Origin of the sequence: Mycobacterium sp. SA01, from assembly GCF_041287105.1 — a bacterium.
Lineage (GTDB): Bacteria > Actinomycetota > Actinomycetes > Mycobacteriales > Mycobacteriaceae > Mycobacterium.
Genome location: NZ_JBGGNO010000020.1, coordinates 864,837 through 883,681 on the forward strand (window position 1 = coordinate 864,837; position 18,845 = coordinate 883,681).

Here is an 18,845-nt window from a genome sequence, read left to right on the forward strand (position 1 = left end):
CCTACGGCTGGCCCGTCGAGGTTGCGGGAACGTACCCTGAAAGCATGCCGCCTACCGTCAACATGGGGATTCCCGGTGCCGCCAGCACGGCTGCCGGGCCAGTCACCGGCAAGCGGGTGCTGCTGGCCGAACCGCGCGGTTACTGCGCGGGCGTGGACCGTGCCGTCGAGACTGTCGAACGCGCCCTGGAGAAGCACGGCGCACCCGTCTACGTGCGCCACGAGATCGTGCACAACCGCTACGTGGTGGACACCCTGGCCAAGGCCGGTGCGGTGTTCGTCGAGCAGACCGACGAGGTGCCCGAGGGCGCCATCGTGGTGTTCTCGGCGCACGGTGTGGCGCCGACCGTGCACGAGGAGGCGGCGGCCCGCAACCTGCAGACCATCGATGCCACCTGCCCGCTGGTCACCAAGGTGCACAACGAGGCCAAGCGGTTCGCTCGCGACGACTACGACATCCTGCTCGTCGGCCACGAGGGCCACGAGGAGGTCGTCGGCACCGCCGGTGAAGCCCCCGACCATGTTCAGGTGGTCGACAACCCGGACGCCGTGGACAAGGTGACCGTGCGTGACCCGAACAAGGTGATCTGGCTGTCCCAGACCACGCTGAGCGTCGACGAGACCATGGAGACGGTGCGACGGCTGCGGGAGAAGTTCCCGACGCTGCAGGACCCGCCCAGCGACGACATCTGCTACGCCACCCAGAACCGGCAGGGCGCGGTCAAAGCGATGGCGCCCGAGTGCGATCTGGTGATCGTCGTCGGCTCGCGGAATTCGTCGAACTCGGTGCGGCTGGTGGAAGTGGCGCTGGGCGCCGGCTCGAAGGCCGCCAAGCTGGTGGACTACGCGGACGACATCGACCCGGCCTGGCTGTCGGGTGTCACGACCGTCGGCGTGACGTCGGGTGCCTCGGTTCCCGAGGTGTTGGTGCGCGGGGTTCTCGACCGGTTGGCCGAATACGGTTACGGCACCGTGCAGACGGTCACGACCGCCAACGAGACGCTGGTGTTCGCGCTGCCGCGCGAGATCCGGCCTGCCCGGACCTAATTCCGCGACTCAGCGAGCTCAAGGCCCGCCGAGAGTAACGCCGTGGCGGGAATCCAGGTGTTTTCTCGCCGTGAGGTTACTGTCGGCACGCCCCATCGAAGGGGCCGTTGAATCGGGATCGCTCAGCGGTCGGGACGCCACGATTCGGCGTCCCAGTCATTCGCGCTGGGGCGACGCGTCCTGGGCGGGCGACCCGGCTCCGGGTCGACCTCACCGCGATAACGCACCCGCGACACCGGGTGATGGGTATCGCTGTCGCCGTTCGTCCGCCCGGGCGGACGTTGCCGGGTCGGCGGTTCGTACGGCGGGTACGGCTCGTAGGACGGGTAGGGCTCGTAGGGCTCGTACGGCTCGAATCGGCTGCTGCGCCGCGAGGGTGAGCCGTAGGGGTCCCTGCGGTCGCGGGCCTCACGCGGCTCGCGGGGCTCGCGGGGCTCGCGCGGCTCACGCCGTGACGAGGTGCGGCTGTTCGGGTCACGCGGCTGGCGCCGACGCCGCGGAGTCTCGGGGTAGTCGAGCGCGTCGGGCTCGGCGTCGACGGGACGACGACGGGCCGACTGGCGGCGGGGCCGCTCGGGCGCCTCGGTGATGTCCTCAAGCGGGGGACGGGCATGCCGCGAGCGGGTCGGTGCCGGACGCTTGGCGGGCCGCTCCGAGCGCGGACGCCGTTCGGCGGTCGCGGGTCGGTCGATGCCGTGCTTGCGCTTGGGCGTCTCGGCGGCATCGTCCTCGTCCTCGACGTCACCGCGCTGCAGCATCGACGAGAACTTGGCCGCCAGCCCGGCGAAAAGGCTGGGGCCCGCGGCGGTTTCGTCGTCGCCGTCGGGGCGGGCCGGCGCCGACGATTTGGCCGACATCCCGAAATACCAGCGCACCAACCCGATCAGCAGCACGCCGGCCGAGGTGAACAGCATCAGCGGGAAGCGCTCGATCAGCGGGTAGCCGAAGTTGATCAGGGTGTCCTTGACGCCGGTGAACGCTGCGCCGTGGAACAGGAAGTAGGAGCCCGGCACCATGACGAACAGGATCAGCGGAGGCTGGATGACGGCGGTGAAAATACTGGAGTAGCGCACCGCGAGAACGGCCGCCACACAACCGAGCGCGTACATGGCGGCGAAGACGTTGCCGAGTTCCTTGTTGCCGGAGCCCGCATCGAAGGCGAAGCCAATTGTGGTGGCGATCACAGCAATCAGGACGGCGGCCCACCATGGCACGCCGGACAGGTTCGGGTGCGCCGAGCGGTTCGCGGGCGCCACGGAGGACCTCGCTCGCTGTGCTGACACACGTAGACCGTACCGGCTCCGGCTGAATGTGGACCGTCGGCGGGGCCGCAAGCGGAGGGGTCATCCGGGGCTTTCTCCTAGACTGTCTTCTCTGTGAGCCTGAGCCTCGGAATTGTCGGTCTGCCCAACGTGGGAAAATCGACCCTATTCAATGCGCTGACCCGCAACAACGTGCTGGCAGCCAACTATCCGTTCGCGACGATCGAGCCGAATGAGGGCGTCGTCCCGCTGCCCGACCCGCGGCTGACCAAACTGGCCGAGATCTTCGGCTCCGAGCGGATCCTGCCGGCGCCGGTCACGTTCGTCGACATCGCCGGCATCGTCAAAGGCGCCTCCGAAGGCGCGGGGCTGGGCAACAAGTTCCTGGCCAACATCCGCGAGTGCGACGCGATCTGTCAGGTGGTCCGGGTGTTCGCTGACGACGACGTCGTGCACGTCGACGGCAAGGTGGACCCGAAGTCCGACATCGAGGTCATCGAAACCGAGCTGATCCTGGCCGACCTGCAAACCCTGGAGAAGGCGGTGCCGCGGCTGGAGAAGGAAGCCCGCAACAACAAGGACCGCAAGCCGGTGTTCGAGGCCGCGACCGCTGCGCAGGAGTTGCTGAACGGCGGTACGACGTTGTTCGCCAGCGGCAAGGACTGGTCGCTGCTGCGCGAGCTGAACCTGATGACGATCAAGCCGTTCCTGTATGTGTTCAACGCCGACGAGTCGGTGCTCACCGACGCGGCCAAGCAGGCCGAGTTGCGTGCGCTGGTGGCCCCGGCGGACGCGGTGTTCCTGGACGCCAAGATCGAGTCGGAGCTGATCGAACTCGACGACGAGTCGGCGGCCGAGCTGCTGGAGTCGATCGGGCAGAGTGAGCGTGGGTTGGATGCGTTGGCGCGAGCCGGTTTTCACACGTTGAACCTGCAGACGTATCTGACCGCGGGGCCAAAAGAGGCGCGCGCCTGGACGATTCACCGCGGGGACACCGCACCGAAGGCGGCCGGCGTGATCCACACCGACTTCGAGAAAGGCTTCATCAAGGCCGAGGTCGTGTCCTACGACGACTTGGTGGAGGCGGGCTCGATGGCCGCGGCCAAGGCTGCGGGCAAGGTGCGGATGGAAGGCAAGGACTACGTCATGGCCGACGGCGACGTGGTCGAGTTCAGGTTCAACGTCTAGGCCGCGCGTCGACTGTGGGGGATGTGCACGCAGTCCGCCCGTTTTTCGTGCACGAGACCCACAGTCGCGATTTGACGTCTAGCAGACCTGTCGGTGGGCGGGTCTAGCTTGGGCGCCATGAAGCTAGTGTCGATCCGCCTGATCACCGCCGACGTGAAGCGTCTCGTCTCGTTCTACGAGACCGTGACCGGAGCCCATGCGGTCTGGGCCAACGAACTGTTCGCCGAGATCCCCACCCCGGTGGGCGTGCTGGCCATCGGCAGCGAGAAGACCGTGCCGTTGTTCGGCGCGGGATCTGCCGAGCCGGCCGCCAATCGCAGCGCCATCATCGAGTTCATCGTGGGCGATGTGGACGCCGAATACGCCCGCCTGCGTGGGCAATTGGACGAGGTAGTCACCGAGCCGACCACCATGCCGTGGGGCAACCGCGCCGTGCTGTTCCGCGACCCCGACGGCAACCTGGTGAATCTGTTCACTCCGGTCAGCGACGATGCGCGTGCCAAGTTCGGTGTCTAATGAGAGGCATGCCGCTCGTCGACCGCGCGCTTGCCGGGCTGGCTCGCCAGCTCGGTGATCCCACCGGCTTCGCGGGCCGGATCGTCGGGCGGGTACTCAACCGTGGCAATCGATCAGTCGTCGTCGCTGCCGTTGCCGCCACCGAGTGCGGGTCCGCCGACATCGCCGACATCGGATTCGGCGGGGGCGTCGGACTCGAGGTCTTGCTCGATCGCGGGGACACAGTTGTTCACGGTGTCGAGATGTCAGCAACGATGCTCGCTGAGGCGCAGCGCAGGTTCACCACCGACATTGCGCGCGGGCGGTTACATCTGCACTCCGGTCGGATGGAGAGTCTGCCGCTCGGCGATTCCGCACTGGACGCGATCATCTCGACCAACACGGTCTATTTTGTGCCGGATCTCGCACCAGCTCTCCATGAGCTGGCTCGGGTGCTCCGGCCGGGCGGGCGACTGGTGCTGGGGGTCGGTGATCCGGAACAGATGACCACGATGCCCTTCACCCGCCACGGATTTCGGTTGCGGCCCATCGACGAACTCGTGTCGGCTATCCGCGCCGCGGGTTTCGATCAGATCGAGGACAGACGCGTGGGTAATGGCCCGCGGGCCTTCCATCTCCTGGTGTGCGACCTGCCGGTGATCTAGCGGCAGCAGTTCGGGTCCAGCACCGTGCAGAGTGCCACCAGCGCCTCGCGGCGCGGGCGGTGGTAGACGTTCATTCCGCGGCGCTCGGATTCGACCAGACCTGCACGACGCAGCTGAGACAGGTGGTGGCTGACCGTTGATTCGCTCAGTTCTACCGCCGCTGCCAGGTCGCAACTACATACCTCGCCCGCGTCCGAGCCGAACAGCAATGAGACCAGTTTGACCCGAACCGGGTCAGCTAATGCCTTGAGCCGCAACGCGATCTCGAGTGCTGCCTGATCGCTGACGGGGCCAGCGGCCACTGGCGCGCAGCGGACCGGCGCGGACATGTCCACGGTGGGCAGCGTCTTCGGCATGGCTACATCTTGCCACGGATATTGACATACGTCGAAGAGGTGGCATCATCGTGTGTACCCGTAGTTCGACATATGCCACATAGGTAGGAGCCCGTCATGTCCCGCGCTCAGTTGGCCCTCAACGTCGATGACCTGGACGAGGCCATCACGTTCTATTCGAAGCTGTTCAATACCGAACCGGCCAAGGTGAAGCCGGGCTACGCGAACTTCGCCGTCGTCGACCCGCCGTTGAAGCTTGTCCTGCTGGAGAACCCTGGCAAGGGCGGCACCATCAACCACCTCGGCGTCGAGGTCGAATCCAGCGCGACCGTCCACGCTGAGATCGCCCGCCTCGCCGGTGAAGGTCTGTTCACGGACGAGGAGATCGGCACCACCTGCTGCTTCGCCACCCAGGACAAGGTGTGGGTGACGGGCCCCGCCGGCGAGAAATGGGAGGTCTACACCGTCCTCGCGGATTCGGACACCTTCGGCAACAGCCCCGAGCACTCTGAGGGAGGCGCCGCCGAGGGCGGCGTTTGCTGCTCATCGTGAACGCGCCCAACGCAATTGGCATCGACACCGCAGTAGTCGGGAAGCTGTCGCTACTGGACCGATTCCTGCCGGTATGGATCGGCCTTGCCATGGCGGCCGGGCTACTCCTGGGTCGCCTGGTACCCGGGCTGAACACCGCGCTGGACAAGGTACAAGTCGACGGCATCTCGCTGCCCATTGCGCTGGGCCTGCTGATCATGATGTATCCGGTCCTGGCCAAGGTCCGCTACGACCGCTTGGACACCGTCACCGGGGACCGCAAACTACTCATCAGCTCGCTGCTGTTGAACTGGGTCCTCGGACCCGCGCTGATGTTCACTCTGGCCTGGCTGCTGCTGCCCGATCTACCCGAGTACCGCACCGGACTCATCATCGTCGGCCTCGCCCGCTGCATCGCGATGGTCATCATCTGGAATGACCTCGCCTGTGGCGACCGTGAAGCCGCCGCCGTTCTCGTCGCCCTCAACTCCGTGTTCCAGGTAGTCATGTTCGCCGTGCTCGGCTGGTTCTACCTGTCCGTGCTGCCTGGCTGGCTGGGGCTGGAACAGACCACCATCAGCACCTCGCCGTGGCAGATCGCCAAATCAGTGTTGATCTTCCTGGGCATCCCGCTGCTCGCCGGCTACCTATCCCGGCGGTTGGGGGAGAAAGCCAAGGGCCGCGAGTGGTACGAATCCGCATTCCTGCCGAGGATCGGACCATGGGCCCTCTACGGGTTGCTGTTCACCATCGTCATTCTTTTTGCGCTGCAAGGTGATCAGATCACCAGTCGCCCGCTGGACGTCGTCCGCATCGCGCTCCCGCTACTGGCGTACTTCGCGATCATGTGGGGCGGCGGATACCTGCTCGGTGCACTACTCGGGCTGGGCTATCAGCGCACCACCACCCTGGCGTTCACCGCGGCGGGCAACAACTTCGAGCTCGCGATCGCGGTGGCCATCGCCACCTACGGCGCGACGTCCGGGCAGGCGCTCGCCGGAGTGGTCGGCCCCCTCATCGAAGTGCCCGTTCTCGTCGCGTTGGTCTACGTCTCCCTCGCACTCCGGCGCCGTTTCACTGACGCCGCTCGACCACGGACCCCGAAGCCCGACAGGAGCACACCATGACCGACAGCCCGGCCGCACACGTTCGACACGACCTGTCCATCGACCAGCAGCATGCGTTGACGACAGCAGCCACCCGTTTGCACAGCGAGTTCGGTGAGCACTTCGGTGTCGATACCGTCGAGCGTTTTCTGCATTCGTCCTACGAGCAGGTCGCCGCGCAGGCCACGGTTCCCAATTTCTTGCCGTTGCTGGCCGAGCGGTGGGCGCACCAGCGCCTTGATGCCCTCGCGCGGGTCGAAGGCAAGATCACCACCGCGAAGCCCATGGTGTTATTCCTGTGCACCCACAATGCGGGCCGATCCCAGATGGCGCTCGGATTCTTCAATCACCTCGCCGGAGACCACGCACTGGCGTGGTCGGGAGGCTCGGAACCAGGCAACGAAATCAACCCCGCCGCCGTGGCTGCCATGGCCGAGATCGGCATCGACATCGCGCGCGAGTTCCCGAAGCCATGGACCGATGAGATCGTCCGGGCCGCCGACGTAGTGGTCACCATGGGGTGTGGTGACGCTTGCCCATTCTTTCCCGGAAAGCGTTACGAGAACTGGGAACTGCCCGACCCGGCAGGCCAGGGGATCGACGCCGTCCGGCCAATCCGCGACGAGGTCGAGGTGCGGGTGCGCCGACTTCTCGCCGAACTCGGCATCGAACCCGCCGTGCACTGACCACACCGATCGGCCTCCGCGATGACTTCCGCCGGCTGAGTCAGTCTGTATGGCATGGGAAAGCTGATCTTCACCGCGACCATGTCCATCGACGGCTACGTCGCCGACGCTGCCGGCGACTTCCAATGGTCCGCCCCCGAGGGGGCGGTGTTCGCCACGCACGTCGAGCGGATGGGCGAGGTGTCCACCGAGGTGCTGGGCCGCCGGACCTTCGAGTTGATGCAGTACTGGGAGACCGATCCCGACGACCAGGTCTGGACGCCGGCAGAGCAGGAGTTCGCTCGCCGCTGGCGGCGCATCGACAAGGTGGTGGCGTCCTCGACGCTGACGCACGACGAGATCGGATCGGACCGTGTCCGTCTGGTGCCGGACTTGAGCCTGGCGGAGTTGCGGCGAATCGTCGACGACGCACCAGGGGTGGTCGAGATCTTCGGGCCGACCGTCGCGGCTGCCGCGATCCGGGCCGGCCTGGTCGAAGAGTTCCAGTTCTTCGTGGTCCCGAAGGTGGTGGGCGGTGGCCTGCGGGCACTGCCCGACGATGTGCAGCTCGACCTCAGGCTCGAAGGGCACGAGACGTTCGACAACGGCATCGTTCATCTGCGCTATGTCGGGCAGCAGGATTCGATGTTGGGCCATGACGCCGGAAGCGGGCGGTGAAAACCTAGACTCACGCGTCGTCGTCCGTCTGGGTGGTGACGAGTTCGTCGTCGTCCGCGAACGCCTACCGGGCCTCGCCCAGCTGGATGACCTTGCCGAGCACATCGGTCACAGTCTGTCGACGCCCTTCGACGTCGATTCCCGTGCGCTGACCGTCGGCGCCAGCATCGGGCGCGCCGCCGGCTCTGATCTCACTGCCGCGCAACTACTTTCCCGAGCCGACGAGGCGATGTACATCAAACGTGACCGGCGCGGCGAGGGTGGGGGAGCTCAGGCGTAGCCGACCCAGCCGCGGAACGTGAACGCCGTGAAGAAGTCGGTGACATCGGTGAAGCCTGCTTCCCGCAGAATGGCGCGGTCTTGTTCTGGCGAAAGAACAGGAACCTCGTCGGCGATGGCGTTGCGCGCCTTGTCGACGTCCGCCGGATCGATGCCCGCCGCGACGAGGTTCGCGACATGCCTGCTGATCCACACGTCCCGTTCGCCGTCGCCTTGGGGAAAACTCATGTGCGCAACGACGAACGGCGCACCGGGTGCCAACCGGCGCCGGACCTGTGCGGCCGTCTCGCGGCGGACCTCCCAGGGCAGAAAATGCATTGTCAGCAGACTTGTCGCGGCGGCGAACGGGCCGTCCGGGGCGTCCTCGATGTAGCCACAGTGCATGCGCACCCGTTCGGCATACGGTCCGAGGTTGCGCGCCGCGAGTTCCAGCATCGCCGCCGACGGGTCAACGGCGTCGAACGTCCACCCTGGCTGGGCTTGGGCGAATGCCGTGGTCTCCAGCCCGCCGCCGGCTCCGAGCACCAGCACCCTGGCATCGGACGGCGCGCGTTCATCGATGAGAACCGTGGCCAGCCGGTGGATGTCGCGGTAGGCGGGCACCATCTGCGCCGCACGGGCGGCGTACATCTCGACGTGGCGTGGATCGTCGAACGGGTTCGCAGTTGAGGTCACGTCCCGATGGTGCTGACGGACGAGCGACATCGGCAAGGGGATTTGCCAATCAGGCAAGACCGGCGAGGCGCCCGCGCGCTACTATCCGCCCATGCGCGGAACACGGTTGGTCAGAGTCCCTCTCGGCCTGTTGGCCATCGCACTCATGGGTGCGGCATGCGGGAATTCCACCCAGACCGCCCAGCAGTCGCCGCCGAGCACACCTGCCAGTACGTCGATGGCGCCCGCGCTGGAAGCGGTCGCATTCGGCACCAAGGTCGACATCGCGTCATCCGACGGAACCGCGGCCTACATCGTCGACAACCTTCAGCCGGTGCCGCCCGACGCTCAGATCGTCCCAGCCAAGGGCACGATGTACGCCGTCGACGTGACGATCGCCGCCAAGAGCGGCACACCGGCCTACAACGGCTTCTACCTCGTCGCGCGCGCCGCCGACGGGTCGAACATCGCGCCCGCCGTCGGCGCTGTCCGCCCCGGCATCACCTCGGGGCAGCTCGCGCAGGACCAGCAGGTCGCCGGCCACGTCGCCTACGACGTTCCCCAGGGCCAGACCATCACCGCGATCCAGTTCCGCGACCCCAAAGGCAAGGTGCTGGCGGTCTGGGGCGCCGGGTAGGTTCAGCTCGGGAGGTGCGTCATGCGATGGGGGATCGGGCGACCGGTGACCGCGCTGCTCGGCGCGGCCGCTGCGCCGATCGTGTTCGCGTCGACGGCCTCGGCCGACACGGCACAGGCGACCATCGACGAATTGCAGTCCCAGGGCTACGTCGTCGCGATCAACTGGGTTGACGGCAACACCGGTGCGCCGTTGTCCTCCTGCCAGGTGGTGGCAGTGCACAATCCGGACAGCTCGCCCGGCGAGTCGACCGGCGCGACCACCGTCTACGTCGACCTGTCGTGCCCGCACCGTGAGTCACCGGTCGGTATCGGCGTCGGCATCGGCTTCTGACGAATCAGTCTGCCAGAACCTGTATTTCGTCACCGAGTCGATAACCGTCGACCAGCGGTAGCGTGTCACCGCTCCAAAACCGGCCGGGATCGAACCAGTTCTCGTTCTTCTCGGTGGCCAGCAAGCCCATCTCCTCGTAGGTGATGGCCACCGTCTCCGCGCAATAGGCCGTCTGCAGTCCGACTTCGCGCTCGGCCAGCTTGCGCCGCTCCGCGGACTGTCGAACCTTGTTGTGTACGACCGGAATTCCACGCGTCCAGTCACTCACGGTGGGTAGCCGCCCGCGCAGCCAGCGGCCGGTCAGCCGCGCCGTCGACGGAAACGGGGTGCCGTCCATCCGGGCGATCACCTTCAGCAGCTGATCTTCGTGGTCGCGACTGACATCCGGGGTGAGCTGGCGCAGCCAGCACCGCTGACCGTAGTGGTGCAGCCATTGCTCGACGGCCTCTCGGGCGTCGTTGAGCTGCACTCCCCGGTGATTGGTTCCGGTCCACAGATCCAGCAGCTTGTGGCCGAGCTCGGCGTGCCAGATCAACGGCGGCAGATCGTCGATCGCCACCGTCATGCCGACGTGGTTGACCGGCGCGTTGGTCAAAGTCTGGATCGCCCGGTCCGGGCCGGATCCGCCGCGGAACAACCAGACGTCACCGGTGCGGGTTTCGTTCAGCGCCTGTGTCAACGACACGGTGTGCTCACTCACCAGCGCAGCATAGTGTGATCCCATGCGCGGTATCTGGAAGTGGATCGGTCTGGCCGGTGCGGCCGGCGTCGTCGCGGGCGGGGTACTCGTCGCGCGGGACCAACGGCGCCGCAAGGCATACACACCCGACGAGATCCGCGCCCGGCTGCACCAGCGTCACGCCGAAGCGGACGCCGCGCCGAAGGGCTAGGCCACCGCGTACAGCCGGTGGCTGCCGCTGAACCCCTTGAGTTCGGCGTCCCGGCCCTCGTCGAAGTTCTGCTGATCGCCGACGGCGGTCCGCACCGACTCGCTCACCAGGATCTCGCCGCCGTCGGCCTGACCGGCGACCCGCGCCGCCATTGCGACGTTGCGGCCGAACAGGTCGTCGCCGCGGCGCACCGACTTGCCCATGTGGATACCGATCCGCACCCGAATGCTGTTGTTTCGCAACCTTTTCGCATCGCGCGCCAATTCCCGCTGCATTGCCACCGCGCAATTCACCGCGGCGGAGGGATCGGCGAAGGCCACCATGAACCCGTCGCCCTGACTCTTGACGACGTGGCCGTCGTGTTTGTTCACCAACCGCCGGACCATCCGGTCGTGGCTGCCGATCAGCTTGACCCAGGCCCGGTCTCCGATGCGTTCGTTGAGCGCGGTGGACTCCTCGATGTCGGAGAACATCACCACCACCTTGCCGTCGGGCGCCAGCCGAGCGAGGTCCGGCCGCTCGACGTCGGCCCAGTCGGCGAGCTCCTCGATCGATGACCGCACCGCACCGCCGAGGCCCTGGGTGCGGACCAGGTTGGCGGTCTGCCACACCTGCTTGACCGCTTCCCGGCCGCCCGTCCACAGCATGGTGCGGGTGTCCAGGCGCCCGCGGAGCTCGTCGGCTTCCCGCTGGCTGGCGGCCAAACGTGAGCGCATCACCAGCAGCGCGATCGCCTCGGCCACGACCAGCACCGCCAACACCGCAGCCACGATCGTCCAACCCACTGTGCGCCGCCCTTCTGTCCGCGATCCTGAACAGATGATGCCTCCTTACTACGAGAGCAGATTCATCCGCGCGAATCACCCTCGGCGCGCGCAGGCCATCTGGCTGCGCTGGACACGACTGCTGCCCAAGCCCGGCGACGCGGTGGCCGACGTCTGGGTGATGCTGTTCGACCCCGACGGCGCCGGAAACCGTGCGCTCAAGGTGCCGCACCCGCTGTCCGACGCCGACTACCTGTCCGATCCCTGGTCGGCCAGGATCGCCGACACCGAGATCGACGACGTACACGCCAGTGCGACGCTGGACGGCGCGTCGTGCGACCTGGCCATCACGCCCGGTGACGAACCGCCGGTCAAGCTCCTCACCGACCGCTCCTATGCGGCGAAGTTCCCCACCGCCAAGACCCAGGTGCGCCACCCGCTGGCCCGCTTCGACGGCACGGTGACCCTCGGTGACGCCCGAGTCGCCGTCGAGTCGTGGACGGGCAGTGTCAACCACAACTGGGGCAGCAAGCACACCCCGGCCTACGCCTTCGGCCAGGTGTGCGGATTCGACGAGCACCCCAAGTCCAGCCTGGAGGTGGTCACCGCGCACGCCGCACTCGGACCGCTGCGGTTGCCCGCCACCACCCTGTTCGTCCTGCGCCACGCGGGCTGGCAGGTGGCCGTGCGGTCCATACTGGGCGCCCGGCACACCCACGGTTCATACGCACCGTTCGAATGGTCGTTCGGCGGCCGTACCGACGGATTCGAACTGCACGGCGAGATTCGGGCCGAGCCCGGCGACGTCATCGGGCTGACTTACACCGACACCAACAGTGCGACCAAGTACTGCTACAACTCCGCTCTGGCGGACTGTCGAATAACTCTGTCCGGCAACGGTCTTGACACCGAACTGGCTGCCTCGCGGCGCGCGATGTTCGAGATCCTGACCGACCAGCGGCACGGCGGCGTCCCGTTGTTGGCCTAGCGCCGGCCGCGGAACCGGTTATCGTGTGGGCCCCGAACGTGCGCAATCTGCCCAGTTCAGGGCTTTCGCCTGCGTAAACTGCGGCCGTGGGGGACAGCCGCACCTGGCCTGTCATGCGTCGAGGCAAGGAACTCGCCGCGATCCAGGCGACCCTGCAGGGCCGGCCCGGCCAATGCGGGACTCTGCTTCTCGGCGACGCCGGTGTCGGGAAGACCACGCTGGCACGGATGGCCGCGCACACGTTGCGCACCGCGGCGGTGTGGGTCGCTGGCACCGAGTCCGCCCGCGATGTGCCGTTGGGTGTGTTCGCCCATCTGCTTGTCAGTCCGATGCCCACCGACCCGGTGGCCATGCTGGCCGCCGCCTTTCACGCGGTACGCCGGGAGAAGCTGGCGCTCATCGGCGTTGACGATGTGCACCTGGTCGACCACCTGTCCGCGACGCTGCTACACCGGCTGGCTGTCGAAGGGGCGGTGCGCATCGTGGCGACCGCCCGCAGCGGCGAGCCGATACCCGAGACGATCACCGCGCTGTGGAAAGACGGCTACCTGGCTCGGCTGGATGTCGCGCCGTTCAGCAAGGCTGAGTCGGTGGCGCTGATCGAGACGGCCCTCGGCGGACGCCTGGAGCGGCTTTCCGCGGACTTGATGTGGGAAGCCTCCAGTGGCAACGCATTATTCGTCCGGCACCTCGTCGAAGGGGCGCTGGAAGCCGGAACCCTGCGCCAGGTGAACGGTGTTTGGCAGCTCCGCGGCGAGACGGCGGTGGCCTCGAAACTGGCGCCGTTGCTCAGCAGTCGGCTCGACCGGTTGCCCGACGACGAACGGCGGGCTCTGCATCTGCTGGCGGTGTCGGAGCCGCTGACATTGGAGGTGCTGTCCGAGCTCGTCGACACCGACACGTTGGAACGAGCCGAGCGGCGAGGACTGATCCGTGTCGTCGATATCGGCGGCTCAGCTGAAATTCACTTCACCCACTCGGTGATCGGCGATGTCATCCGGCAGAGCCTGGGCCGGGTCGCGGGCCGCCGCCTGCGGACCGAGCTGGTGAGCGCGATGGATCTGCACCCGTCGCAGACGCCGGTGCAACGCGTGCGGCGCGCTGAACTGGCGCTGCACTCCGACACCGCGATGGACGCCGGATTCTTCTCCCGCGCAGCAGAAGACGCGATCGCCCTGATGAACATCACGCTCGCCGAGCGGCTGGCCCGGGCCGCCGTCGACGCCGGTGGCGGCCTGGTGGCCTCCGAACTACTCGCACGGACACTGCTGTGGCAAGGCCGGGCTCCTGAGTCCGAAGTGATCCTGGCGTCGTTCGACCCCGACACCCTCACCGAGTTCGAGCTGGCCCGGTGGGGCATGGCGCGGATTGCGAATCTCCAGTGGTCGATGGGAGACGCCGCGGCCGCCGCAGAGATCCTGAAAATGCTGCAGCAGAGAATCACTCACCCGCGCGTGCGGGTGGGTGTCGATAGCCTCGCGGCCGCGCTGGCCGTTCTCGACAATCGACTCGACGAGGCCGCCGAGCTGGCCGACAAGGTGCTGGCCGATCCGGCCGCGCCACCGATTGCCGTCGGGTGGGCGGTCTTCGGCGGTGGCATGGCGGCCGCACTCAAAGGCTGCACCGCCGACGCGGCACGGCTGGCCGCACGGGGCCACGAGGTCTACGACAAGATCGATGGGTTGCTGCGGTTCCTGCTGGCGCTGGGTGAGGTGCGCGCCCTGACATTGGCCGGTGATTTCGCTGCCGCGCAAGCCCGTTCGGGTGACATCGTGCGGATCACCTCGCCCGGCCAGTACCGCGCCCGCGCGATGGCGAACGTCTTGGCGGGCACCGTGGAACTGGGTCGGGGGCAACTGCGGGTGGCGATGGGCCGTCTCGAGGAGACCCTGGCCGCGCTCAGCGGTGAGGCCGCCGCCTCCTGGAATGTGCCGGCCAGATTGCTTCTGGCGCAGTGCTATTGCGGACTCGGGTACGACTCGGCGGCCGCACCGCTGGTCACTGAACTGCGGGACCTGGTGAGCCGCGCGGCGACGATGTTCGAACCTGCGGTCCGGATCGCCGAGGCGTGGCTGGCCGCGGCCATGGGCCATGTCAGCGGCGCGGTCACGATGGCCCTGCGCGCGGCCGACCTGGCCGCCGAGTCGGGCCAGCGCGCCATCGAACTGATGGCACTGCACGCCGCCGCGCGATTCGGCGACAAGACCTGCCTGCCACGGATCGTCGAGGTGGCCGCGGTGATCGGTGGGCCCTTGGCGGCCATCGACGCGGCGCACGCCACCGGCCTGATGAACGACGATGGTGCAGCGGTGTTTTCGGCGTCGCAGGAGTTCGAACGGATCGGCGCCCTGCTGTCGGCGGCCGACGCCGCAGCACAGGCGGCGGCACTCTTCGATACCGCCGGACAGCGCAGACATTCACTGGAAGCGGCGGCGGCCGCCGACCGGCTCGGTAAGGAATGCGGCGGATTGAAGACTCCAGCACTGATGGCCACCTCGCAGCCGCTGCCACTGTCGCGTCGGGAACGCGAGATCGCCCAGCTGGTGGTGCGCGGATTGTCCAACCGCGACATCGCCGAACGGCTCGTGGTGTCGACCCGCACCGTCGAGGGGCACCTGTACCGGATGTACCTCAAACTCAACGTGACCAGTCGCGAGGACCTGCGCGACATCATCCGCCACGCGCTCGAGGACGGCAGGCCTGGTTGACTGGCGGTATGGCCATCCTCGTCGTCGGCAGACTCGAACCGTCTCTGGAGAAGCAACTGACGGCCAAGCACACACCGCTGCGACACCCCGTCGACACGCAGCGTGCCGCCGAGGTGACGGTGATCGTGTGCGGTGGCAGGCCGGGTGTCGATGCCGCGCTGATGGATTCGTTGCCCGCGCTGGGGGCCATCGTGAACTTCGGCGCCGGGTACGACGCCATCGACGTCGACGCGGCGCGCGAGCGGGGGATCGGGGTGAGCAACACCCCCGACGTCCTCAACGACACCGTCGCCGACACCGCGCTCGGCCTGATCCTCGACACCATGCGCCGGTTCAGCGCCGCCGACCGATACGTGCGGGCCGGCCGCTGGGCAACCGAGGGGCCGTTCCCCTACACCCGCGACCTCAGCGGCAGCCGCGTCGGCATCCTCGGGCTGGGCCGGATCGGCTCGGCTATCGCCACCCGGTTACGCGGATTCGACTGTGCCATCGCCTATCACAACCGCCACGAGCTACCCGACAGTCCCCACCGCTACGCCGCTTCACCGGTGGAGCTGGCGGCGTCCGTGGACGTCCTGGTGGTCGTCACCGCCGGCGGACCCGACACCGCGCAGCTGGTGGATCGCGAGGTGCTGGAGGCGCTCGGCCCGGACGGTTTCCTGGTCAACGTCGCCCGCGGCAGCGTCGTCGACCAGGACGCACTCATCGAGTTCCTGGAAGCGGGCCGCCTGGCCGGCGCCGGTCTGGACGTCTACGCGGCGGAGCCCGACGTACCCGTTCGGTTGTGGGAGCTCGACAACGTCGTGCTGTTGCCGCACATGGGCAGCGCAACGATGCGAACCCGAACGGCGATGGCCACGTTGGCGATGCGCAACCTGGAGGAGTTCCTGGCCAGCGGTCAGCTGGTCACGCCGGTCTAGCGGGTGACGAACGAGACGACGGCGTCGCTGAAGGCGTCGTTGTCGTCACCGGCGGCGGTGTGGCCGGCGTCGGAGAGCTCGACGAACTCGGCAGGCACCTTTGCCAGGAAGTCTTGCACCCCTTCGGCGCTGACCACATCGGACAGTTTGCCGCGGATCAGCAGGATCGGGATGGTCAGGTCGATGGCGGCCTGTTCGAGCCGCTCCACCCGGCCGAACGGATCGTCTTTCGGGGCGGTCAGGAACGCGGGATCCCAGTGCCAGAACCACCGGCCGTCCCGGAAGCGCAGGTTCTTCTTGAGACCGTCGAGATTCTTCGGCCGCTTGCGGTGTGGCAGGTATCCGGCGATGGCGTCGGCCGCCTGCTCGAGGGTGTCGAAGCCGTCCACATTGCTGAACATGAAGTCCCGGATCCGGGCGCTGCCGTCCTTTTCGAAGCGGGGCACCACGTCGACCAGAACCAGCTTGGTCACCACGGCTGGCCCGGCCTCCTCGGCCACCAGGATGCTGGTCAACCCGCCCATGCTGGCCCCGATCAGCACGACCGGGCGGCCGATCTGCTCGAGCACCCGCAGCACGTCGGCGGACAGCGAGTCGACGCTGTAGTCGGCATCCGGGGCGCGGTCGCTGTCACCATGCCCGCGGGCGTCCAGCGCGATCACGTGAAAACCGTGGTCGGCCAGCACCTGGCCGGTGTTCTTCCAGGAGAACCGGTTCTGCCCGCCGCCGTGCAGCATGAGGATTGTTGGGCGCTCAGCCGCCGACTCGGCGCCCCGGTTCCACTCGTCGGCCACGAGGGCGAGCTCGTTGGTGCCGCGGAACTCGACTGTCTGACCGCTGTTCGTGCTGCTCACCGGCATCCTCTCGACCGAACCTGAACAGCACGTTACATAGCGGTGCTATCGATGAGTTTCGGTACCCCGGGCGGTCAATCCTTTCGACTGTCCTGGAGAGGAGACCACCCGTGCCCACCATCACCCCGTCGCTGTGGTTCGACGACGACCTCGAGGAGGCGATGCGGTTCTACACCGGCGTCTTCCCGAATTCGTCCATCGAGTACGTCAACCGCTACACCGACGCGGGGCCCGGCACCGCCGGCCGGGTCGTATCGGCCGGGTTCACCCTCGATGGCACCCGGTTCGTCGGCATCAACGGCGGGCCGGTGTTCTCGTTCACCGAAGCGGTGTCGTTCCTGATCGAGTGTGCTGACCAGGCCGAAGTGGACTATTACTGGGATGCGCTGGTCGCCGGCGGTCAGGAATCACAGTGCGGCTGGCTCAAGGACCGATTCGGGCTGAGCTGGCAGGTGGTGCCCACCCGGCTCTACGAGCTGCTGTCCGACCCCGACCAGACCCGAGCGGCCGCCGCGACCAAGGCCATGCTCGGGATGCGCAGAATCGTCATCGCCGACCTGGAGGCCGCTGTCGCGAACCCGTGACGGCCCTCACAGCGCCTACCGGTAGCCTTTCGCCCCAAGTGCGGGTGATCGGAGCCCGGTAACGCCGCAGAGGGAGAAACATGGCCGACGAGCCTGCCGAGCCCGGAGACGAGCCCACCACGGCCGTCGAGCTCGGGGTTGACGGGGACACGCCCACACCCGCGAAACCGGCGCGCTCGCATGTGCAGCTGGCGCTGATCGTGGGGACGGCCGTCGTGGTCGCCCTGGCCGCGTTGACGGGATGGCTCGGCTACCGGGCCTACGAGTCCAGGCAGGCCGCGCAGCTGCAGGACCTGTTGGTCGGCGTCGGCCGGCAGGGCGCGCTCAACCTGACGACCATCGACGCCGCCGAGGCCGACAAGGATGTCCAGCGCATCCTCGACTCGGCCACCGATGCGTTCTACGACGACTTCGCGAAGCGGTCCCAGCCGTTCATCGAGGTGGTCAAGCAGGCCCAGTCCAAATCGGTGGGTGAGGTGACCGAGGCGGGGCTGGAGTCGGTGTCGGGCAACGAAGGCCAGGTGCTGGTGGCCGTCACCGTCACCACCTCCAACCGAGGCGCACCCAACCAGCCGAAGCGCGCCTGGCGGATGCGCCTGACGGTCAAGAAAACCGGGAACGACGAAGCGAAGGTCGCGAAAGTGGAGTTCGTACCGTGACGACTGACGACGCCAAACCAGAAGACGCCAAACCAGACGAGGCCACCGAGGACGAGGCCACCGCGGCCGAGGCGCCGGCTGCTACCGAGGCCGCACCGACGAAGCGGTTCAGCCTCGCCGGGGCGGTGGCCTTCGGCGTGCTGCCGATCGTGGCGCTGCTGCTCGCGGCGGCGGCCGGCTACCTACGCTATGAGGATTCGTCGCGCCGGGACGCCGACACCGCCCGCACCGAATCGGTGCAGGCGGCCAAGGACTCCACCGTCGCCCTCCTGAGCTACAAGCCCGAGTCGGTCGAGAAGGACCTCGGCGCGGCGCGCGACCGCCTGACCGGGAGCTTCCTGGACGCCTACACGCAGCTGATCAACACCGTCGTCATCCCGGGTGCCAAGGAGAAGAAGATCTCCGCCCTGGCGGCCGTGCCCGCGGCGGCATCGGTCTCGGCCAAGCCCGATCACGCGGTGGTGCTGCTGTTCGTCGACCAGACCGTCGTGGTCGGCACCGACGCGCCGACCAACACCGCCTCCAGCGTGCGGGTGACCCTGGAGAAGGTCAAAGACCGCTGGCTCATCTCGGGATTCGACCCGATCTAGCGAAGAGGGGGTTC

The 18,845-nt window shown here is 67.5% G+C and carries 23 protein-coding genes and 1 pseudogene; 18 read left to right on the top strand and 6 right to left on the bottom strand.

The features are described 5' to 3' along the window. Positions 1 to 44: 44 nt before the first annotated feature. Positions 45 to 1,046 (top strand): 4-hydroxy-3-methylbut-2-enyl diphosphate reductase, encoded by a 1,002-nt coding sequence (locus AB4879_RS23465; protein ID WP_102809372.1) that lies wholly within the window; start codon positions 45 to 47, stop codon positions 1,044 to 1,046. A 122-nt stretch (positions 1,047 to 1,168) separates the two neighbouring features. Here the strand turns inward: AB4879_RS23465 and AB4879_RS23470 are convergent, their stop codons facing one another. After that, positions 1,169 to 2,302, bottom strand: a complete 1,134-nt coding sequence (locus AB4879_RS23470; protein ID WP_370509473.1) for a DUF6542 domain-containing protein — start codon at positions 2,300 to 2,302, stop codon at positions 1,169 to 1,171. 120 nt (positions 2,303 to 2,422) lie between these two features. On the opposite strand from AB4879_RS23470, the gene ychF reads away from it, so the two are divergent. The 3 genes from ychF (at position 2,423) to AB4879_RS23485 (ending at position 4,656) form a co-directional block, all read left to right on the top strand. After that, positions 2,423 to 3,496, top strand: a complete 1,074-nt coding sequence (gene ychF / locus AB4879_RS23475; protein WP_102809374.1) for a redox-regulated ATPase YchF — start codon at positions 2,423 to 2,425, stop codon at positions 3,494 to 3,496. 117 nt (positions 3,497 to 3,613) lie between these two features. After that, positions 3,614 to 4,012, top strand: coding sequence for a VOC family protein (locus AB4879_RS23480; protein WP_370509474.1), 399 nt, complete (start codon positions 3,614 to 3,616; stop codon positions 4,010 to 4,012). An 8-nt stretch (positions 4,013 to 4,020) separates the two neighbouring features. Then, positions 4,021 to 4,656, top strand: coding sequence for a class I SAM-dependent methyltransferase (locus AB4879_RS23485; protein ID WP_370509475.1), 636 nt, complete (start codon positions 4,021 to 4,023; stop codon positions 4,654 to 4,656). On the opposite strand, the gene AB4879_RS23490 is transcribed toward AB4879_RS23485, so the two are convergent. Continuing rightward, positions 4,653 to 5,012 (bottom strand): Rv2640c family ArsR-like transcriptional regulator, encoded by a 360-nt coding sequence (locus tag AB4879_RS23490; protein WP_102809377.1) that lies wholly within the window; start codon positions 5,010 to 5,012, stop codon positions 4,653 to 4,655. The genes AB4879_RS23485 and AB4879_RS23490 overlap by 4 nt on opposite strands. 96 nt (positions 5,013 to 5,108) lie before the next feature. On the opposite strand from AB4879_RS23490, the gene AB4879_RS23495 reads away from it, so the two are divergent. The 5 genes and pseudogenes from AB4879_RS23495 (at position 5,109) to AB4879_RS23515 (ending at position 8,251) form a co-directional block, all read left to right on the top strand. Beyond that, positions 5,109 to 5,543 carry an ArsI/CadI family heavy metal resistance metalloenzyme gene (locus AB4879_RS23495; RefSeq protein WP_370509476.1) on the top strand — a complete coding sequence of 145 codons (435 nt, stop codon included), beginning with the start codon at positions 5,109 to 5,111 and terminating at the stop codon, positions 5,541 to 5,543. Beyond that, positions 5,540 to 6,627 (top strand): annotated as a pseudogene (gene arsB, locus AB4879_RS23500) (ACR3 family arsenite efflux transporter); the annotation flags it as partial. The gene AB4879_RS23495 and the pseudogene arsB, both read left to right, overlap by 4 nt. 18 nt (positions 6,628 to 6,645) lie before the next feature. After that, a complete protein-coding gene (locus AB4879_RS23505; protein WP_370509563.1) occupies positions 6,646 to 7,314 on the top strand; it encodes an arsenate reductase ArsC in 669 nt (222 codons plus the stop codon). A 54-nt stretch (positions 7,315 to 7,368) separates the two neighbouring features. Next, the gene (locus tag AB4879_RS23510; protein ID WP_102809380.1) at positions 7,369 to 7,971 is read left to right on the top strand and encodes a dihydrofolate reductase family protein; all 603 of its coding nucleotides are present in this window, start codon (positions 7,369 to 7,371) and stop codon (positions 7,969 to 7,971) included. After that, a complete protein-coding gene (locus tag AB4879_RS23515; RefSeq protein WP_370509477.1) occupies positions 7,949 to 8,251 on the top strand; it encodes a diguanylate cyclase domain-containing protein in 303 nt (100 codons plus the stop codon). The genes AB4879_RS23510 and AB4879_RS23515 overlap by 23 nt, the downstream gene beginning before the upstream one ends. On the opposite strand, the gene AB4879_RS23520 is transcribed toward AB4879_RS23515, so the two are convergent. Then, complete coding sequence (locus tag AB4879_RS23520; protein WP_370509478.1) at positions 8,242 to 8,925, bottom strand: class I SAM-dependent methyltransferase; 684 nt, start codon at positions 8,923 to 8,925, stop codon at positions 8,242 to 8,244. The genes AB4879_RS23515 and AB4879_RS23520 overlap by 10 nt on opposite strands. 91 nt (positions 8,926 to 9,016) lie before the next feature. Between AB4879_RS23520 and AB4879_RS23525 the strand changes: the two genes are divergently transcribed. Continuing rightward, the gene (locus AB4879_RS23525) at positions 9,017 to 9,541 is read left to right on the top strand and encodes a DUF1942 domain-containing protein (RefSeq protein WP_370509479.1); all 525 of its coding nucleotides are present in this window, start codon (positions 9,017 to 9,019) and stop codon (positions 9,539 to 9,541) included. Between the two features lie 21 nt (positions 9,542 to 9,562). After that, a complete protein-coding gene (locus AB4879_RS23530) occupies positions 9,563 to 9,874 on the top strand; it encodes a hypothetical protein (protein WP_370509480.1) in 312 nt (103 codons plus the stop codon). Between the two features lie 4 nt (positions 9,875 to 9,878). Here AB4879_RS23530 and AB4879_RS23535 read toward each other — a convergent pair whose 3' ends face one another. Next, complete coding sequence (locus tag AB4879_RS23535; RefSeq protein ID WP_370509564.1) at positions 9,879 to 10,559, bottom strand: guanylate cyclase; 681 nt, start codon at positions 10,557 to 10,559, stop codon at positions 9,879 to 9,881. A gap of 37 nt (positions 10,560 to 10,596) precedes the next feature. On the opposite strand from AB4879_RS23535, the gene AB4879_RS23540 reads away from it, so the two are divergent. After that, entirely contained in the window at positions 10,597 to 10,764 is a 168-nt protein-coding gene (locus tag AB4879_RS23540) for a hypothetical protein (protein WP_102809383.1), read from the top strand. Here the strand turns inward: AB4879_RS23540 and AB4879_RS23545 are convergent. Then, positions 10,761 to 11,549, bottom strand: coding sequence for an adenylate/guanylate cyclase domain-containing protein (locus AB4879_RS23545; protein WP_370509481.1), 789 nt, complete (start codon positions 11,547 to 11,549; stop codon positions 10,761 to 10,763). The two genes, AB4879_RS23540 and AB4879_RS23545, sit on opposite strands and share 4 nt — an antisense overlap. 34 nt (positions 11,550 to 11,583) lie before the next feature. On the opposite strand from AB4879_RS23545, the gene AB4879_RS23550 reads away from it, so the two are divergent. The 3 genes from AB4879_RS23550 to AB4879_RS23560 all read left to right on the top strand — a co-directional run bounded on the left by AB4879_RS23550 (position 11,584) and on the right by AB4879_RS23560 (position 16,144). Beyond that, on the top strand, positions 11,584 to 12,516 hold the full coding sequence (locus tag AB4879_RS23550) for a hypothetical protein (RefSeq protein ID WP_370509482.1): 933 nt from the start codon (positions 11,584 to 11,586) through the stop codon (positions 12,514 to 12,516). A gap of 86 nt (positions 12,517 to 12,602) precedes the next feature. Next, on the top strand, positions 12,603 to 15,224 hold the full coding sequence (locus tag AB4879_RS23555) for a LuxR C-terminal-related transcriptional regulator (RefSeq protein ID WP_370509483.1): 2,622 nt from the start codon (positions 12,603 to 12,605) through the stop codon (positions 15,222 to 15,224). Between the two features lie 8 nt (positions 15,225 to 15,232). Further along, positions 15,233 to 16,144 (top strand): 2-hydroxyacid dehydrogenase, encoded by a 912-nt coding sequence (locus AB4879_RS23560; protein WP_370509484.1) that lies wholly within the window; start codon positions 15,233 to 15,235, stop codon positions 16,142 to 16,144. Here AB4879_RS23560 and AB4879_RS23565 read toward each other — a convergent pair. Beyond that, complete coding sequence (locus AB4879_RS23565; protein WP_370509485.1) at positions 16,141 to 16,998, bottom strand: alpha/beta fold hydrolase; 858 nt, start codon at positions 16,996 to 16,998, stop codon at positions 16,141 to 16,143. The genes AB4879_RS23560 and AB4879_RS23565 overlap by 4 nt on opposite strands. Positions 16,999 to 17,108: 110 nt before the next feature. Here AB4879_RS23565 and AB4879_RS23570 point away from each other — a divergent pair, with 110 nt between their 5' ends. The 3 genes from AB4879_RS23570 (at position 17,109) to AB4879_RS23580 (ending at position 18,831) form a co-directional block, all read left to right on the top strand. After that, entirely contained in the window at positions 17,109 to 17,582 is a 474-nt protein-coding gene (locus tag AB4879_RS23570; RefSeq protein ID WP_370509486.1) for a VOC family protein, read from the top strand. Between the two features lie 80 nt (positions 17,583 to 17,662). Beyond that, positions 17,663 to 18,241, top strand: coding sequence for an Mce protein (locus tag AB4879_RS23575; RefSeq protein ID WP_102809389.1), 579 nt, complete (start codon positions 17,663 to 17,665; stop codon positions 18,239 to 18,241). Beyond that, positions 18,238 to 18,831: a hypothetical protein gene (locus tag AB4879_RS23580; RefSeq protein WP_370509487.1), complete on the top strand. Its 594-nt coding sequence runs from the start codon at positions 18,238 to 18,240 to the stop codon at positions 18,829 to 18,831. The genes AB4879_RS23575 and AB4879_RS23580 overlap by 4 nt, the downstream gene beginning before the upstream one ends. Positions 18,832 to 18,845 lie beyond the last annotated feature (14 nt).

Coding starts and splice junctions, on each gene's coding strand:
- AB4879_RS23465 (WP_102809372.1), top strand. CDS start 45: ATGCCGCCTACCGTCAACATGGGGATTCCCGGTGCCGCCAGCACGGCT.
- AB4879_RS23480 (WP_370509474.1), top strand. CDS start 3,614: ATGAAGCTAGTGTCGATCCGCCTGATCACCGCCGACGTGAAGCGTCTC.
- AB4879_RS23485 (WP_370509475.1), top strand. CDS start 4,021: ATGCCGCTCGTCGACCGCGCGCTTGCCGGGCTGGCTCGCCAGCTCGGT.
- AB4879_RS23490 (WP_102809377.1), bottom strand. CDS start 5,012: ATGCCGAAGACGCTGCCCACCGTGGACATGTCCGCGCCGGTCCGCTGC.
- AB4879_RS23495 (WP_370509476.1), top strand. CDS start 5,109: ATGTCCCGCGCTCAGTTGGCCCTCAACGTCGATGACCTGGACGAGGCC.
- AB4879_RS23505 (WP_370509563.1), top strand. CDS start 6,646: ATGACCGACAGCCCGGCCGCACACGTTCGACACGACCTGTCCATCGAC.
- AB4879_RS23510 (WP_102809380.1), top strand. CDS start 7,369: ATGGGAAAGCTGATCTTCACCGCGACCATGTCCATCGACGGCTACGTC.
- AB4879_RS23515 (WP_370509477.1), top strand. CDS start 7,949: ATGACGCCGGAAGCGGGCGGTGAAAACCTAGACTCACGCGTCGTCGTC.
- AB4879_RS23525 (WP_370509479.1), top strand. CDS start 9,017: ATGCGCGGAACACGGTTGGTCAGAGTCCCTCTCGGCCTGTTGGCCATC.
- AB4879_RS23530 (WP_370509480.1), top strand. CDS start 9,563: ATGCGATGGGGGATCGGGCGACCGGTGACCGCGCTGCTCGGCGCGGCC.
- AB4879_RS23540 (WP_102809383.1), top strand. CDS start 10,597: ATGCGCGGTATCTGGAAGTGGATCGGTCTGGCCGGTGCGGCCGGCGTC.
- AB4879_RS23550 (WP_370509482.1), top strand. CDS start 11,584: ATGATGCCTCCTTACTACGAGAGCAGATTCATCCGCGCGAATCACCCT.
- AB4879_RS23560 (WP_370509484.1), top strand. CDS start 15,233: ATGGCCATCCTCGTCGTCGGCAGACTCGAACCGTCTCTGGAGAAGCAA.
- AB4879_RS23575 (WP_102809389.1), top strand. CDS start 17,663: ATGGCCGACGAGCCTGCCGAGCCCGGAGACGAGCCCACCACGGCCGTC.